This window comes from Streptomyces sp. NPDC042346 (assembly GCF_055581845.1).
In genome coordinates this window covers 826,798-841,836 of record NZ_JBVJEH010000001.1, presented here as the reverse complement: position 1 = coordinate 841,836, position 15,039 = coordinate 826,798, and the positions used below count along the sequence as shown (strand labels likewise).

General features: G+C 72.6%; 10 protein-coding genes and 1 pseudogene. 3 read left to right on the top strand and 8 right to left on the bottom strand.

Annotated elements, in window-relative coordinates; all coding sequences use genetic code 11:
* Positions 1-16 precede the first annotated feature (16 nt).
* Positions 17-2,503 (top strand): beta-glucosidase, encoded by a 2,487-nt coding sequence (locus ACZ6K0_RS04070; RefSeq protein WP_469229640.1) that lies wholly within the window; start codon positions 17-19, stop codon positions 2,501-2,503.
* An 89-nt stretch (positions 2,504-2,592) separates the two neighbouring features.
* On the opposite strand, the gene ACZ6K0_RS04065 is transcribed toward ACZ6K0_RS04070, so the two are convergent.
* From ACZ6K0_RS04065 to ACZ6K0_RS04045, 5 genes are all read right to left on the bottom strand, one after another.
* Entirely contained in the window at positions 2,593-3,732 is a 1,140-nt protein-coding gene (locus ACZ6K0_RS04065) for a DegT/DnrJ/EryC1/StrS family aminotransferase (RefSeq protein ID WP_376401926.1), read from the bottom strand.
* Entirely contained in the window at positions 3,729-4,772 is a 1,044-nt protein-coding gene (gene rfbB, locus ACZ6K0_RS04060; protein ID WP_469229639.1) for a dTDP-glucose 4,6-dehydratase, read from the bottom strand. The genes ACZ6K0_RS04065 and rfbB overlap by 4 nt, the downstream gene beginning before the upstream one ends.
* Before the next feature lie 125 nt (positions 4,773-4,897).
* On the bottom strand, positions 4,898-5,776 hold the full coding sequence (gene rfbA / locus ACZ6K0_RS04055; RefSeq protein ID WP_469229638.1) for a glucose-1-phosphate thymidylyltransferase RfbA: 879 nt from the start codon (positions 5,774-5,776) through the stop codon (positions 4,898-4,900).
* A gap of 191 nt (positions 5,777-5,967) precedes the next feature.
* Positions 5,968-7,425 (bottom strand): dTDP-4-amino-4,6-dideoxy-D-glucose ammonia-lyase, encoded by a 1,458-nt coding sequence (gene desII / locus ACZ6K0_RS04050; protein ID WP_469229637.1) that lies wholly within the window; start codon positions 7,423-7,425, stop codon positions 5,968-5,970.
* Complete coding sequence (locus ACZ6K0_RS04045; RefSeq protein WP_469229635.1) at positions 7,425-8,669, bottom strand: dTDP-4-dehydro-6-deoxyglucose aminotransferase; 1,245 nt, start codon at positions 8,667-8,669, stop codon at positions 7,425-7,427. The genes desII and ACZ6K0_RS04045 overlap by 1 nt, the downstream gene beginning before the upstream one ends.
* A gap of 363 nt (positions 8,670-9,032) precedes the next feature.
* On the opposite strand from ACZ6K0_RS04045, the gene ACZ6K0_RS04040 reads away from it, so the two are divergent.
* Positions 9,033-10,280, top strand: a complete 1,248-nt coding sequence (locus tag ACZ6K0_RS04040) for a cytochrome P450 family protein (protein ID WP_469229633.1) — start codon at positions 9,033-9,035, stop codon at positions 10,278-10,280.
* A gap of 134 nt (positions 10,281-10,414) precedes the next feature.
* Positions 10,415-13,201 (top strand): ATP-binding protein, encoded by a 2,787-nt coding sequence (locus ACZ6K0_RS04035; RefSeq protein WP_376401908.1) that lies wholly within the window; start codon positions 10,415-10,417, stop codon positions 13,199-13,201.
* Between the two features lie 54 nt (positions 13,202-13,255).
* On the opposite strand, the gene ACZ6K0_RS04030 is transcribed toward ACZ6K0_RS04035, so the two are convergent.
* The 3 genes and pseudogenes from ACZ6K0_RS04030 to ACZ6K0_RS04020 form a co-directional block, all read right to left on the bottom strand.
* On the bottom strand, positions 13,256-13,516 hold the full coding sequence (locus ACZ6K0_RS04030; protein ID WP_376402376.1) for a methylmalonyl-CoA mutase family protein: 261 nt from the start codon (positions 13,514-13,516) through the stop codon (positions 13,256-13,258).
* A gap of 18 nt (positions 13,517-13,534) precedes the next feature.
* Positions 13,535-13,993: pseudogene (locus tag ACZ6K0_RS04025) on the bottom strand (methylmalonyl-CoA mutase family protein); the annotation flags it as partial.
* A gap of 62 nt (positions 13,994-14,055) precedes the next feature.
* On the bottom strand, positions 14,056-15,039 hold the full coding sequence (locus tag ACZ6K0_RS04020) for a carbohydrate kinase family protein (RefSeq protein WP_376401905.1): 984 nt from the start codon (positions 15,037-15,039) through the stop codon (positions 14,056-14,058).

Genomic DNA, 15,039 nt, shown 5'->3' with positions numbered 1-15,039 from the left:
GAGAGAGAAACGAACCGTGACAGGTAAGACCCGAATACCGCGTGTCAGGCGCGGCCGCACGAGCCCCAGGGCCTTCACCCTGGCCGTCGTCGGTACCCTCCTCGCGGGCACCACCGTGGCGGCGGCCGCCCCCGGCGCCGCCGACGCCGCCAACGTGCAGTACACGAGCCGGGCGGCGGAGCTCGTCGCGCAGATGACGCTCGACGAGAAGATCAGCTTCGTCCACTGGGCGCTGGACCCCGACCGGCAGAACGTCGGCTACCTCCCCGGCGTGCCGCGCCTCGGCATCCCGGAGCTGCGGGCCGCCGACGGCCCGAACGGCATCCGTCTGGTGGGCAGGACGGCCACCGCGCTGCCCGCGCCGGTCGCCCTGGCCAGCACCTTCGACGACACCATGGCCGACAGCTACGGCAAGGTCATGGGCCGCGACGGACGCGCGCTCAACCAGGACATGGTCCTCGGCCCGATGATGAACAACATCCGGGTGCCGCACGGCGGCCGGAACTACGAGACCTTCAGCGAGGACCCCCTGGTCTCCTCGCGCACCGCGGTCGCCCAGATCAAGGGCATCCAGGGTGCGGGTCTGATGACCACGGCCAAGCACTTCGCGGCCAACAACCAGGAGAACAACCGCTTCAGCGTCAACGCCACGGTCGACGAGCAGACGCTCCGCGAGATCGAGTTCCCGGCGTTCGAGGCGTCCTCCAAGGCCGGCGCGGCCTCCTTCATGTGTGCCTACAACGGCCTCAACGGGAAGCCGTCCTGTGGCAACGACGAGCTCCTCAACAACGTGCTGCGCACGCAGTGGGGCTTCCAGGGCTGGGTGATGTCGGACTGGCTCGCCACCCCGGGCACCGACGCCATCACCAAGGGCCTCGACCAGGAGATGGGCGTCGAGCTCCCCGGCGACATCCCGCCGGGCGAGCCCTCGCCGCCGGCCAAGTTCTTCGGTGACGCGCTGAAGCAGGCCGTCCTGAACGGCACGATCCCCGAGTCGGCCGTGACGCGGTCGGCGGAGCGCATCGTCAACCAGATGGACAAGTTCGGTCTGCTCCTCGCCACCCCGGCGCCGCGGCCGGAGCGCGACAAGGCGGGTGCCCAGGCGGTGTCCCGCAAGGTCGCCGAGAACGGCGCGGTGCTCCTGCGCAACGAGGGCCAGGCCCTGCCGCTCGCCGGTGACGCCGGCAAGAGCATCGCGGTCATCGGTCCGACCGCCGTCGACCCCAAGGTCACCGGCCTGGGCAGCGCCCACGTCGTCCCGGACTCGGCGGCCGCGCCGCTCGACACCATCAAGGCCCGCGCGGGCGCGGGTGCGACGGTGACGTACGAGACCGGTGAGGAGACCTTCGGGACGCAGATCCCGGCGGCGAACCTCAGCCCGGCGTTCAACCAGGGCGTGCAGCTCCAGCCGGGTCAGGCCGGGGCGCTGTACGACGGCACGCTGACCGTGCCCGCCGACGGCGAGTACCGCATCGCGGTCCGTGCCACCGGCGGTTACGCCACGGTGCAGCTCGGCAGCCACACCATCGAGGCCGGCCAGGTCTACGGCAAGGTGAGCAGCCCGCTCCTCAAGCTGACCAAGGGCACGCACAAGCTCACCATCTCGGGCTTCGCGATGAGCGCCACCCCGCTCTCCCTGGAGCTGGGCTGGGTGACGCCGGAGGCGGCCGACGCGACGATCGCGAAGGCCGTGGAGGCGGCGAAGAAGGCCCGTACGGCCATCGTCTTCGCCTACGACGACGGCACCGAGGGCGTCGACCGTCCGAACCTGTCGCTGCCGGGTACGCAGGACAAGCTGATCTCGGCGGTCGCCGACGCCAACCCGAACACGATCGTGGTCCTCAACACCGGTTCGTCGGTGCTGATGCCGTGGCTGTCCAAGACCCGCGCGGTCCTGGACATGTGGTATCCGGGCCAGGCGGGTGCCGAGGCCACCGCTTCGCTGCTCTACGGTGACGTCAACCCGAGCGGCAAGCTCACCCAGAGCTTCCCGGCCGCCGAGAACCAGCACGCCGTCGCCGGCGACCCGAACCGCTACCCGGGCGTCGACAACCAGCAGCAGTACACCGAGGGCATCCACGTCGGGTACCGCTGGTTCGACAAGGAGAACGTCAAGCCGCTGTTCCCGTTCGGGCACGGCCTGTCGTACACCTCGTTCACGCAGAGCGCCCCGACCGTCGTGCGCACGAACACGGGCGGCCTGAAGGTGACGGTCACGGTCCGCAACAGCGGGCAGCGCGCGGGCCAGGAGGTCGTCCAGGCGTACCTCGGTGCCAGCCCGAACGTGACCGCCCCGCAGGCGAAGAAGAAGCTGGTGGGCTACACGAAGGTGTCGCTCGCCGCGGGCGAGTCGAAGACGGTGACGGTGAACGTCGACCGTCGTCAGCTGCAGTTCTGGGACGCCGCCGCCGACTGCTGGAAGACCGGCACGGGCAACCGTCTCCTGCAGACCGGTTCGTCCTCCGCGGACCTGCGCGGGAGTGCCACGGTGAACGTCGTCTGACGTGACACCACGAAGACGGCGGTGCCCGCCACCCGGAAGGGTGGCGGGCACCGCCTTTTTCGGCCTGCTCGGTCTACCGGTCCACCTGACTAGGTCCGGTCGGCCCGCTCGGCCCATTCGCGCACGGCGTCGATCACCCGCAGCGCCTGCTCGCGCTCCAGGTGCGGGCCGATCGGCAGGCTGAGGACCTGCCGCGCGAAGCTCTCGGCGCGCGGCAGCGCGCCCTCCGCCGGGGCGTCGCCCGCGTAGGCGCGCGACAGGTGCACCGGCACCGGGTAGTGCGTGAGCGTGTCGATGCCGCGGGCGTCCAGGTGGTCCCGCAGCTCGTCGCGGCGGTCCGTGCGCACCGTGAAGAGGTGCCAGACCGGGTCGGTGTCGGGCGCGGTCACCGGCAGGGTGATGCCGGGGAGCCCGGCGAGCCCGGACAGGTACTCCGCTGCCAGCGCCGACCTGCGGCCGTTCCAGCTGTCGAGGTGGGCGAGCCGGGTCCGCAGGACGGCCGCCTGCATCTCGTCCAGGCGGGAGTTGGTGCCCTTCATCTCGTGGCTGTACTTCTGCCGGGAGCCGTAGTTGCGGAGCATCCGCAGCCGTTCGGCGAGCTCGGGGTCGCCGGTCACGACCGCGCCGCCGTCGCCGAAGCAGCCGAGGTTCTTGCCCGGGTAGAAGCTGAACGCGGCCACGGAGGAGCCGGCGCCGATCCGCCGGCCCCGGTAGCGGGCGCCGTGCGCCTGTGCGGCGTCCTCGACGATGTGCAGGTCGTGCCGGGCCGCCAGGTCGCGGAGGGCGTCCATGTCGGCCGGGTGCCCGTAGAGGTGGACGGGGAGGAGCGCCCGGGTGCGGGGCGTGATCGCCTTCTCGACGAGCAGCGGGTCCAGGGTGGGGTGGTCCTCGCGCGGCTCCACGGGCACGGGGGTCGCGCCGGTGGCGGACACCGCGAGCCAGCTGGCGATGTACGTGTGCGAGGGGACGATCACCTCGTCCCCCGGCCCGATGCCGAGGCCGCGGAGCGCCAGTTGGAGGGCGTCCATGCCGCTGTTGACGCCGACGGCGTGGTCCGTCTCGCAGTAGGCGGCGAACTCGGCCTCGAAGCCCTCCAGTTCGGGTCCGAGGAGGTAGCGGCCCGAGTCGAGGACGCGGGCGATCGCGGCGTCGGTCTCCGGGCGCAGCTCGTCGTAGGCGGCCTTGAGGTCGAGGAAGGGGACGCGGGGGGCCGGTACGCGGGTGGTCATGCGGACACCCCTACGGTCGCGGCGGGAAGCTCGGAGGCGGGTGCCTCTGCGGCGAGCGTCTCTGCGGCGGGCGTCTTGAGCGGCTCCCACCAGTCGCGGTTCTCCCGGTACCAGCGCACGGTGCGCGCGAGGCCGTCCGCGAAGGCGACCTGCGGCCGGTAGCCGAGCTCGCGCTCGATCTTCCCGCCGTCGAGGGAGTAGCGCAGGTCGTGGCCCTTGCGGTCGGCGACCTTCCGGACGGACGACCAGTCCGCGCCGAGGGACTCCAGGAGCATGCCAGTGAGTTCGCGGTTGGTCAGCTCCAGGCCGCCGCCGATGTGGTAGATCTCGCCGGCCCGGCCGCCCGCGAGGACGAGCGCGATGCCGCGGCAGTGGTCGTCGGTGTGCACCCACTCGCGGACGTTCGCGCCGTCGCCGTACAGCGGCAGCGTCCCTCCGTCGAGGAGGTTCGTCACGAACAGCGGGATCAGCTTCTCGGGGTGCTGGTAGGGCCCGTAGTTGTTGCAGCAGCGGGTGATCCGCACGTCGAGGCCGTACGTACGGTGGTAGGCGCGGGCGACGAGGTCGGAGCCGGCCTTCGAGGCGGCGTAGGGCGAGTTGGGCTCCAGCGGGCTGCTCTCGGTCCAGGAGCCGGAGTCGATCGACCCGTACACCTCGTCGGTGGAGACGTGCACGACCCGGCCCACGCCGGCGTCCACGGCGCACTGGAGGAGGGTCTGCGTGCCCTGCACGTTGGTCTCGGTGAAGACGGACGCGCCCGCGATGGAGCGGTCCACGTGGCTCTCGGCCGCGAAGTGGACGATGGCGTCCACGCCGCGCAGCTCGCGGGCGAGGAGCCCGGCGTCGCGGATGTCGCCGTGGACGAAGCGCAGCCGCGGGTCGCCGTCCACGGGGGCCAGGTTGGCGCGGTTGCCCGCGTAGGTGAGGCTGTCCAGGACGATCACCTCGTCGGCGGGTACGTCGGGGTACGCCCCGGCGAGGAGCTGCCGCACGAAGTGCGAGCCGATGAAGCCCGCACCTCCGGTCACCAGAAGCCGCACTGCTGTCTTCCTTTCGGTGGCGCTGTCGGTCGCACGGTCGGTCACACAGTGGGTCACACGGTCGGGCGCGCTGTCGGTGGCTCTGCCGGTGGCGCGTACGCGGCGGTCGCGAGGCGTCGTCTCCCTCACGGGGCTCCCTCGCGGCCGGCGATCTCCATCAGGTACGTGCCGTACTCGGTGCGGGAGAGGCGTTCTCCCAGGCTGTGACAGGCATCGGCGTCGATGAAGCCCATCCGGAAGGCGATCTCCTCAAGGCCCGCGATCCACACGCCCTGCCGCTCCTCCAGGACCTGGACGTACTGGGCGGCCCGGAGGAGCGAGTCGTGGGTGCCGGTGTCGAGCCAGGCGAAGCCGCGGCCCAGGTCGACGAGTTCGGCCCGGCCGCGCTCCAGGTAGACGCGGTTGACGTCGGTGATCTCCAGCTCGCCGCGCGGCGAGGGCCGGATGTTCTTGGCGATGTCGACGACGTCGTTGTCGTAGAGGTAGAGGCCGGTGACGGCGAGGTGGGAGCGCGGCTTGACCGGCTTCTCGACGAGGCCGGTCAGCCGGCCCGCGGCGTCCACCTCGGCGACGCCGTACCGCTCGGGGTCCTTGACCGGGTAGCCGAAGAGCACGCAGCCGTCGAGCCGCGCGATGCTGTCCCGCAGGAGCGTGTAGAGGCCGGGCCCGTGGAAGATGTTGTCGCCGAGGATCAGGGCGCAGGTGTCGTCGCCGATGTGGCCGGCTCCGACGAGAAGTGCGTCCGCTATTCCCGCGGGCTCTTTCTGGACCGCATAGTCGAGTTCGATTCCCAGGTGGCTGCCGTCTCCGAGCAGCGACTGGAAGAGTTCGACGTGCTGGGGGGTGGAGATGATTTGTATCTCGCGAATACCGCCGAGCATGAGAACCGACAGCGGATAGTAGATCATCGGTTTGTTGTAGACCGGAAGAATCTGTTTCGAAATCACCGAGGTCGCCGGATGCAGTCGAGTTCCGCTCCCGCCGGCCAGGACTATTCCCTTCATTCCCGGAAGCTAGCAGGAGAAGGCCGGTATTCACGGTTGGCGGCGCGGAGATAGGGGGGCGCTAGGGGATGTGCAGGGGGAGTGCCGTCGCCTCTTTGGGGGGGGTGGGAAAACGCCGAGGGCCCGGCCGGACGGCCGGGCCCTCGGATGCCCTCGGAAGCCCTCGGAAGGGAAGGGCGTGCGGGTGGGGGTCAGCGCAGGAAGCCGCGAACGTCCTCCCAGCCGTCCGCGGTGTCCCGCTCCAGCTGGTTCAGGCGGGCGGTGACGACCTGGTCGAAGCCGTCCATGAAGTACTCGTCGCCGTCGTGGGGCGCCACCTGGCCGCCGCGCTCGACGAAGTCCCTGACGACCTCGGTGAGGGAGGTGTCGGGGGTCACGCGGCCCGCGATGTACCGGGTGGCGCCGTCCAGGTCGGGGAAGCCGGCCTCGCGGTACAGGTACACGTCGCCGAGGAGGTCGACCTGCACGGCGACCTGCGGGTGGGCGGTGGGCCGCATGGTTTCGGGCTTGATCCGCAGCAGTTCGGCGTCGGCCCCGGCCCGCAGGCTGTTCAGGGCGTAGCCGTAGTCGATGTGGAGGCCGGGGGTGCGCTCGTTGACCCGCTCCTCGAAGGCGTTGAGGGCCTGCTGGAGCTCGGCCCGCTCCTCCTGGGGCAGCCGGCCGTCGTCCCGGCCGCTGTAGTCCTCGCGGATGTTGACGAAGTCGATCGTCCTGCCCTGCCCGGCCTCGTTGAGGTCGGCGATGAAGTCGACCAGGTCGAGCAGGCGCGAGGCGCGGCCCGGGAGCACGATGTAGGCGAAGCCGAGGTTGATCGGCGACTCGCGTTCGGCCCGCAGCTGCTGGAAGCGGCGGAGGTTCTCGCGGACGCGGCGGAAGGCGGCCTTCTTGCCGGTGGTCTGCTCGTACTCCTCGTCGTTGAGGCCGTAGAGCGAGGTCCGGATGGCGTGCAGGCCCCACAGGCCGGGCTGGCGCTCCAGGGTCCGCTCGGTGAGCGCGAAGGAGTTCGTGTAGACGGTGGGCCGCAGGCCGTGCTCGGTGGCGCGCGTGGCCAGGGTGCCGAGGCCGGGGTTGGTGAGGGGCTCCAGGCCGCCGGAGAAGTACAGGGCGAACGGGTTGCCCGCGGGGATCTCGTCGATGACCGAGCGGAACATCGCGTTGCCGGCGTCGAGGGCGGACGGGTCGTAGCGGGCGCCGGTCACGCGGACGCAGAAGTGGCAGCGGAACATGCAGGTCGGGCCCGGGTAGAGGCCGACGCTGTACGGGAAGACGGGCTTTCCGGCGAGGGCCGCGTCGAAGACGCCGCGCTGCTCCAGGGGCAGCAGGGTGTTCTTCCAGTACGCCCCCGCGGGGCCGGTCTCCACGGCGATACGGAGCTCGGGGACCTGCCCGAACAGGGCGAGGAGGCGGCGGAAGGCGTCGCGGTCGACGCCCAGGTCCTGGCGGGCCTCTTCGAGCGGGGTGAAGGGGCTGTTGCCGTAGCGCACGGCGAGCCGGACGAGCAGGCGGGCGGTGGTTCCGGCCTCGTCGGGCGGTACGAGGCCGCCGGCGACGAGGCTCTGGCCGACGGCGTGGACCGCCGCCCCCAGGTCGGCTCCGGGGTGCGCGCAGCGTTCGGCCGGGGCGGTGGCGGCGGGGGCAGGGGCGGTCATCAGGAGCGTCCAATCGTGGGCGTGGGCGAGGTGGTCGGGGTGGCGGCGGCACCTGCGGCGTCGCGGTGGCGCGCGGTGAGTTCGTGGCCCTTGGCGGCGCAGAGCCGCAGCACGTCGCCGACGCGGCGGATGTCGTCGTCGTCGACGGCGGTGCCGGTCGGCAGGGAGAGCACGCGCTCGGCGAGGCGCTCGGTGTGCGGCAGCGGGGCGTGGGGCTGTCCGCGGTACGGCTCCAGCTGGTGGCAGCCCGGGGAGAAGTAGGCGCGGGTGTGGATCCCTTCGGCCTTCAGGACCTCCATCACCAGGTCGCGGTGGATGCCGGTGATCTCCTCGTCGATCTCGACGATCACGTACTGGTGGTTGTTGACCCCGTGCCGGTCGTGGTCGGCGACGAGGAGGCCGGGGAGGTCCGCGAGCCGCGCGCGGTAGGCGGCGTGGTTGGCCCGGTTCCGGTCGACGACCTCGGGGAACGCGTCGAGGGACGTGAGGCCCATGGCGGCGGCGGCCTCGCTCATCTTGGCGTTGGTCCCGCCGGCCGGGCTGCCGCCGGGCAGGCCGAAGCCGAAGTTGTGGAGGGCGCGGATCCGGGCGGCGAGGTCGGCGTCGTCGGTGACGACGGCCCCGCCCTCGAAGGCGTTGACGGCCTTGGTGGCGTGGAAGCTGAAGACCTCGGCGTCGCCGAGGCTGCCGGCGGGCCGGCCGTCGACCGCGCAGCCGAGGGCGTGGGCGGCGTCGAAGAACAGCCGCAGGCCGTGCTCGTCGGCGACCTTCCGCAGCTGGTCGGCGGCGCAGGGGCGGCCCCAGAGGTGGACGCCGATCACGGCGGAGGTGCGGGGTGTGACGGCGGCGGCCACCTGCTCGGGGTCGAGGTTGCCGGTGTCCGGGTCGATGTCGACGAAGACCGGGGTGAGGCCGATCCAGCGCATCGCGTGCGGGGTGGCGGCGAACGTCATCGACGGCATGATCACTTCGCCGGTGAGTCCCGCGGCGTGCGCCAGGAGCTGGAGCCCGGCGGTGGCGTTGCAGGTGGCCACGGCGTGCCGGACCCCGGCGAGGCCGGCGACGCGCTCCTCGAACTCGCGGACGAGCGGGCCGCCGTTGGACAGCCACTGGCCGTCGAGGGCGCGGTCGAGCCGCTCGAAGAGCTTGGCGCGGTCGATGCGGTTGGGCCGCCCCACGAGGAGCGGCTGGTCGAAAGCGGCGGGGCCGCCGAAGAATGCGAGGTCGGATAAGGCGCTTTTCACGGATGTTCCCTCCGGGCCACCGTCACGAAATGATTCGCCGATCCGGGAATCCCGAACGAGGTCGCCGCGCTCCACCGTGACGTACGACGAGATGGTCGATTGTGGTGGTCGATTTCGGGGGGACTCTAATCCGCGCGCAACGGACCGACAAGAGCACACCGTTCGCCGGGGGATGTGCTTCGGATCACATCCGCTTCCTAGGTATTCCATCGGCGGCGCGAATGTGATGATGCTTGACAGGATCCGGGAATCAGCGGAGCCGCCGGTAGGGCCGGGGCGCGCTCCGCGGAAGAGTACGCGCGAGAAGTCCCGTTTCCTCTTCCCGTTTCCGTTCCGCTTCCGGTTCCCAGTCAGGAGTTCTCCGTGCGCACCCACGAGGGCACGACGGCGTCGCCCCCGGTACTCGATCTGGCCGCCCTGGGGCAGGACTTCGCGGCCGACCCCCATCCGACGTACGCCCGGCTGCGCGCCGAGGGTCCGGCCCACCGGGTGCGCACCGCCGACGGGGACGAGGTGTGGCTGGTCGTCGGGTACGACACGGCGCGCGCGGTCCTCACCGACCCGCGGTTCAGCAAGGACTGGCGGAACTCCACGACGCGCCCGACCGAGGTCGAGGCCCGGCTCAACCACAACATGCTGGAGTCCGACCCGCCGCGGCACACCCGGCTGCGCAAGCTGGTGGCCCGTGAGTTCACCATGCGTCGCGTCGAGTTGCTGCGCCCCCGGGTCCAGGAGCTCGTCGACGGCCTCCTGGACACCATGCTGGCGGCGCCCGAGGGGCGCGCCGACCTGATGGAGGCCCTGGCCTGGCCGCTGCCGATCACGGTGATCTCCGAACTCCTGGGCGTGCCCGAGCCGGAGCGCGCCGCCTTCCGCGACTGGACCGACGCCTTCGTCTTCCCGGACGACCCGGCCGCCGCCCAGAGCGCCATGGCCGAGATGAGCGGCTATCTGTCCCGGCTCATCGAGTCCAAGCGCGGCGGGCAGGGCGAGGACCTGCTCAGCGCGCTGGTGCGGACGAGCGACGAGGACGGCTCGCGGCTGACCTCCGAGGAGCTCCTCGGGATGGCGCACATCCTGCTGGTCGCGGGCCACGAGACCACGGTCAATCTGATCACCAACGGCATGTACGCGCTCCTCTCGCATCCGGAGCAGCTGTCCGCCCTGCGCGCCGACATGACGCTCTTGGACGGCGCGGTGGAGGAGATGCTGCGCTATGAGGGACCGGTGGAGTCCGCGACCTACCGTTTCCCGGTCGAACCCGTCGACCTGGACGGAACGGTCATTCCGGCCGGTGACACGGTCCTCGTCGTCCTGGCCGACGCCCACCGGACTCCGGAGCGCTTCCCCGACCCGCACCGCTTCGACATCCGCCGGGACACGGGCGGCCACCTCGCTTTCGGCCACGGCATCCACTTCTGCCTGGGGGCCCCGTTGGCCCGTATGGAGGCCCGGATCGCCGTCCGCGCGCTCCTCGAACGCTGCCCGGACCTCGCCCTGGACGTCTCCCCCGGCGAGCTCGTCTGGTATCCGAACCCGATGATCCGCGGTCTGAAGGCCCTGCCGATCCGCTGGCGGCGAGGTCGGGAAGCGGGCGGCCGCACCGGCTGATCGCGTACGTCCCCCGAGGCCGGGCGGTCGCGCCCGGCCGCCCGGATCGGCGCCCTTTCGCCGTAACAGGAGCTGGTTAGAGTGATCGTCGGGCGGCCGAAAAGTTCGGTGCCCGGACGAGGGGGGCTTCCGCGATGAATCTGGTGGAACGCGACGGGGAGATAGCCCATCTGAGGGCGGTTCTTGACGCATCCGCCGCAGGTGACGGGACGCTCTTACTCGTCTCCGGGCCGGCCGGCAGCGGGAAGACGGAGCTGCTGCGGTCGCTCCGGCGCCTGGCGGCCGAGCGGGGGACGCCCGTGTGGACGGTCCGCGCGCTCCCGGGCGACCGCGACGTCCCGCTGGGCGTGCTCTGCCAGTTACTGCGCAGCGCCGAGCAGCACGGTGCCGACACGTCCACCGTCCGCGACCTGCTGGACGCCGCCTCGCGGCGGGCCGGTAACCGCACCGCCCCCGCCGACGCGCCGCTCCGTGTCGACGAGACGCACCAGCTGCACGACTGGCTGCTGTCCGTCGCCCGCGGCACCCCGTTCCTCGTCGCCGTCGACGACCTGACCCACGCCGACACCGCGTCCCTGCGGTTCCTCCTGCACTGCGCCGCCCACCACGACCAGGGCGGCATCGGCTTCGTCCTCACCGAGCGCGCCTCGCAGCGTGCCGGGTACCGCGTGTTCCGCGCCGAGCTGCTCCGCCAGCCGCACTGCCGAAGTATGTGGCTCGCGGGCCTTCCCCCGAGCGGCGTCCGCGAGTTCCTCGCCCACCACTACGGCCCCGAGGCGGCCGAGCGACGAGCTTCCGCGTACCTCGCGGCGACCGGCGGGAACCCGCTGCTCCTGCGGGCGCTGACCCAGGACCGGCAGGCCGCCCGCACCACCCTGGGCGGGGCCGGCGGCGACGAGCCGGTGCACGGCGACGCGTTCGCCCAGGCCGTCCTCGACTGTCTGCACCGCAGCACCGAGGGCACGCTGGAGACGGCCCGCTGGCTCGCGGTCCTCGAACAGGCCGACCCGCTCCTCGTGGAGCGGCTCACCGGCGCGACGGCCACCGCCGTCGAGCGCCACCTCCAGGAGCTCGCCGCCATCGGCCTCCTCGGCGAGGACGGCACCCTGGGGCACCCGGCGATACGCGAGGCCGCGCTCCAGGACCTGCCGGCCGCGGACCGCACCGAGCTGCACCGGCGCGCCGCGGAGCAGCTGCACCGCGACGGCGCCGACGAGGACACCGTGGCCCGCCATCTGCTCGTCGGTGGCGCCCCGGACGCTCCGTGGGCGCTGCCCCTCCTCGAACGGGGCGCGCAGCAGGCCCTGTTCGACGACCGTCTCGACGACGCGTTCCGGATCCTGGAGTTCGCGGTGCGCTCCAGCACCGACAACACGCAGCTGGCCCGGCTCGCCCCGCACCTGGTCGCGGCGTCGTGGCGGATGAACCCGCACATGACGACGCGGGCGCTCGCGCTCTTCGACCGGCTCCTGGGCGGCGAACTGCCGCCCAGTCACCCGGTCATGGCGCTGATCCGCTGCCTCGTCTGGTACGGGCGGCTGCCCGAGGCCGCCGACGCGCTGTCCCGGCTGCGGCCCGGCTCCGACAGCGAGAACCTGGAACTGTCGCTGACCCGTATGTGGCTGGCGGCGCTGTGCCCGCCGCTGCTGGAGTCCCTGCCGGCCGCGCCCGAGCCGGAGCGGGGTCCCGTCCCGGTGCGGCTCGCGCCCCGGACGACCGCGCTCCAGGCACAGGCCGGCGTGTTCCAGCGGGGCCCGGACAACGCGTCGGTCGCGCAGGCCGAGCAGATACTGCAGGGCTGCCGGCTGTCGGAGGACACGTACGAGGCACTGGAGACGGCCCTGCTGGTCCTCGTCCACGCCGACCGGCTCGACCGGGCGCTGTTCTGGTCGGACGCGCTGCTCGCGGAGGCGTCGGAGCGGCGGTCGCTCGGCTGGGAGGCGGTCTTCGCCGCGACCCGGGCGATGATCGCGGTCCGCTGCGGGGACCTGCCGACGGCGCGGGAACGGGCCGAGCTGGCGCTCTCGCACGCGGCGCCGGAGAGCTGGGGTCTCGCCGTGGGCGTACCCCTGTCCGCGCTGCTGCTCGCCTGCACGGAGGCCGGCGAGTACGAGCAGGCGGAGCGGGTCCTGCGGCAGCCGGTGCCGGACGCGATGTTCGACTCGCGGCACGGCATGGAGTACATGCACGCCCGGGGCCGTTACTGGCTGGCGACGGGCCGGCTGCACGCGGCGCTCGGCGAGTTCATGCTCTGCGGGGAGATCCTGGGCAGCTGGAACCTCGACCAGCCGTCGATCGTGCCGTGGCGGACCTCGGCCGCCGAGGTGTACCTGCGGCTCGGCAACCGCCAGAAGGCCAGGGCGCTGGCCGAGGCGCAGCTCGCCCTGGTGCGGCCCGGGCGGTCCCGTACGCGGGGCCTGACCCTGCGGGTCCTGGCGGCGGCGGCGGACGGCCAGCAGGCGGAGCGGCTGCACGCGGAGGCGGTCGACATGCTGCACGACAGCGGTGACCGTCTTGAGCACGCCCGCGCGCTGGCCGGGATGAGCCGTCACCAGCAGGCCCAGGGCGACAACTACCGGGCGCGGATGACGGCGCGGCTCGCGGGTGACATGGCGTGGGCGTGCGGCGCGTATCCGCTGGCCGAGGAGATCGTGCCGGGTCGCGGCGGGCGCCGGGCGAAGGCCGTGAGTCCCGACCTGGAGCTGCCGGGCGGTCCGGACGTCGGTCTGCTGTCGGAGGCGGAGCGGCGGGTCGCGGCCCTGGCCGCCCGGGGGTTGACGAACCGGCAGATAGCGCGCCGGCTCTGTGTCACCGCGAGCACGGTCGAGCAGCATCTGACGCGCGTGTACCGGAAGCTGAACGTGACCCGGAGGGCGGACCTCCCGGTCAGCCTCGCGCAGGACAAGTCCGTCACCGCGTGAGGCGCCCCGGGAGGCGGGCGGCCGTGAGCCGTCCTGCCCCCGGGGACGCCGGGATCACACGGTGTCGAGCTGCTTCTCGCGCGGTGCTTCCGTGGGCGCGTACGAGCCCCACGCCGCGCGGAGCGCGTCGCAGACCTCCCCGACGGTGGCCCCGGCCGCCAGGGCCTCCTTCATCGGGGGAAGGAGGTTGTCGTCGCCCCCGGCCGCGGCCGTCACGGCCGCGAGCGTCCGGTGGACGCGGTCCCCGCAGCGCCAGGCCCGCAGCTTCGCCAGCCGTTCGGCCTGCCGTTCCTCGATGCCCGGAGCGGCCCGCAGCGTCTCGTACGGCTCCGCCCCCTCGATCGAGACGGTGTTCCACTGCGGCAGCTCGGCCCGGCAGTAGCGGAACATGTCCGCCATGAGCCGCAGCGAGGGCTTCGGCGGGAAGACGTACCTCCCCCGCGCCGGGTACTCCTCCGGCACGTCGTTCCGGATCGTGCCGGTGAGCGCGGCGGCCGGGATCCCCTGTTCCTCCGCGACGAGCTGGTAGAGCAGGAGCAGCAGTGCGGCCGGGGCGTTGATCGTCATGGACGTCGTCACGGTGTCCAGCGGGATCCCCGCGAACAGCACCCGCATGTCGTCGATCGAGTCGATCGCGACGCCCGCCCGGCCGACCTCGCCCGCGGCGAGCGCCGTGTCCGAGTCGCGGCCCATCCGGGTCGGGAGGTCGAAGGCGACCGAGAGACCCGTCGTGCCGTCGGCGATCAGCCGCTTGTAGCGGGCGTTGGTCTCCCTGGCGGTCCCGGACCCGGACCCGGCGTACGCGACGGGCGGGCCGGACTCCGTCGTCCGGCCCGCCTCCGTCGACTCCTCCGTCACAGGGCCCCGCTGAAGAGGGCGGGGGCGATCACCGCGGCCTCGGGGCCGTACGTGGCGACGAGCCGCTCGTGGAGTCCCTCCCGCGTGACCTCGTACGTCTGCGGGCCGACGGACTCCAGGGCGAAGGTGGCCATGGCGGCGCCCGCCCGGGCCGCGTCGACGACCTCCAGGCCGGAGGCCAGCGCGGCGAGGAAGCCCGCGCGGAACGCGTCGCCGCCGCCGGTGGGGTCCGCGGCGTCCGTCGCGGGCACGGCCGCGCTCTCGATGCCCGGCCGGCCGGCCGTGTCGATGCGGCAGCCCTTGGGGCCGAGCGTGGTGATCCAGGTGCCGACCCGGTCGAGGACCTCCGCCTCGGTCCAGCCGGTCTTGCTCAGGAGCAGGGCCCGCTCGTACGCGTTCGTGAACAGCAGCTCGGCTCCGTCGACGAGCTCCCGGACGCTGTCGCCCTCCAGCCGGGCCAGCTGCTGCGAGGGGTCCGCGGCACGGCGGACGCCCAGCTCGCGGCAGACCCGCGTGTGGCGCACCATCGCCTCCGGGTCGTCGGCGCCGACGAGGACGAGGTCGGGCCCGCCGGGCCGCCGGAGCGTCTCGCCCAGGTCGATGTCGCGTGCCTCGGCCATCGCGCCCGCGTAGAACGAGGCGAGCTGGTTGCCGTCCTCGTCGGTGGTGCACATGAAGCGGGCGGTGTGCTGCCGCTCCGACACCCGTACGGCGTCGGTGTCGACGCCCGCGGTGCGGAGCAGCTCGCCGTACCCGTCGAAGTCCTTGCCGACGGCGCCGACGAGGACGGGGCGGCGGCCGAGCAGGCCGAGGCCGTACGCGATGTTGGCCGCGACGCCGCCGTGCCGGATGTCGAGGGTGTCGACGAGGAAGGACAGGGACACGTGGGCGAGCTGGTCCGGCAGGATCTGCTCGGCGAAGCGGCCCGGGAAGGTCATCAGGTGGTCGGTGGCGATCGACCCGGTGACGGCTATGCGCAT

What these genes read in the sequence shown, in the direction of transcription:
- ACZ6K0_RS04035 (WP_376401908.1), top strand. Translation starts at nt 10,415, where the DNA reads ATGAATCTGGTGGAACGCGACGGGGAGATAGCCCATCTGAGGGCGGTT.
- desII (WP_469229637.1), bottom strand. Translation starts at nt 7,425, where the DNA reads ATGACCGCCCCTGCCCCCGCCGCCACCGCCCCGGCCGAACGCTGCGCG.
- ACZ6K0_RS04065 (WP_376401926.1), bottom strand. Translation starts at nt 3,732, where the DNA reads ATGACCACCCGCGTACCGGCCCCCCGCGTCCCCTTCCTCGACCTCAAG.
- ACZ6K0_RS04020 (WP_376401905.1), bottom strand. Translation starts at nt 15,039, where the DNA reads ATGCGCATAGCCGTCACCGGGTCGATCGCCACCGACCACCTGATGACC.
- rfbA (WP_469229638.1), bottom strand. Translation starts at nt 5,776, where the DNA reads ATGAAGGGAATAGTCCTGGCCGGCGGGAGCGGAACTCGACTGCATCCG.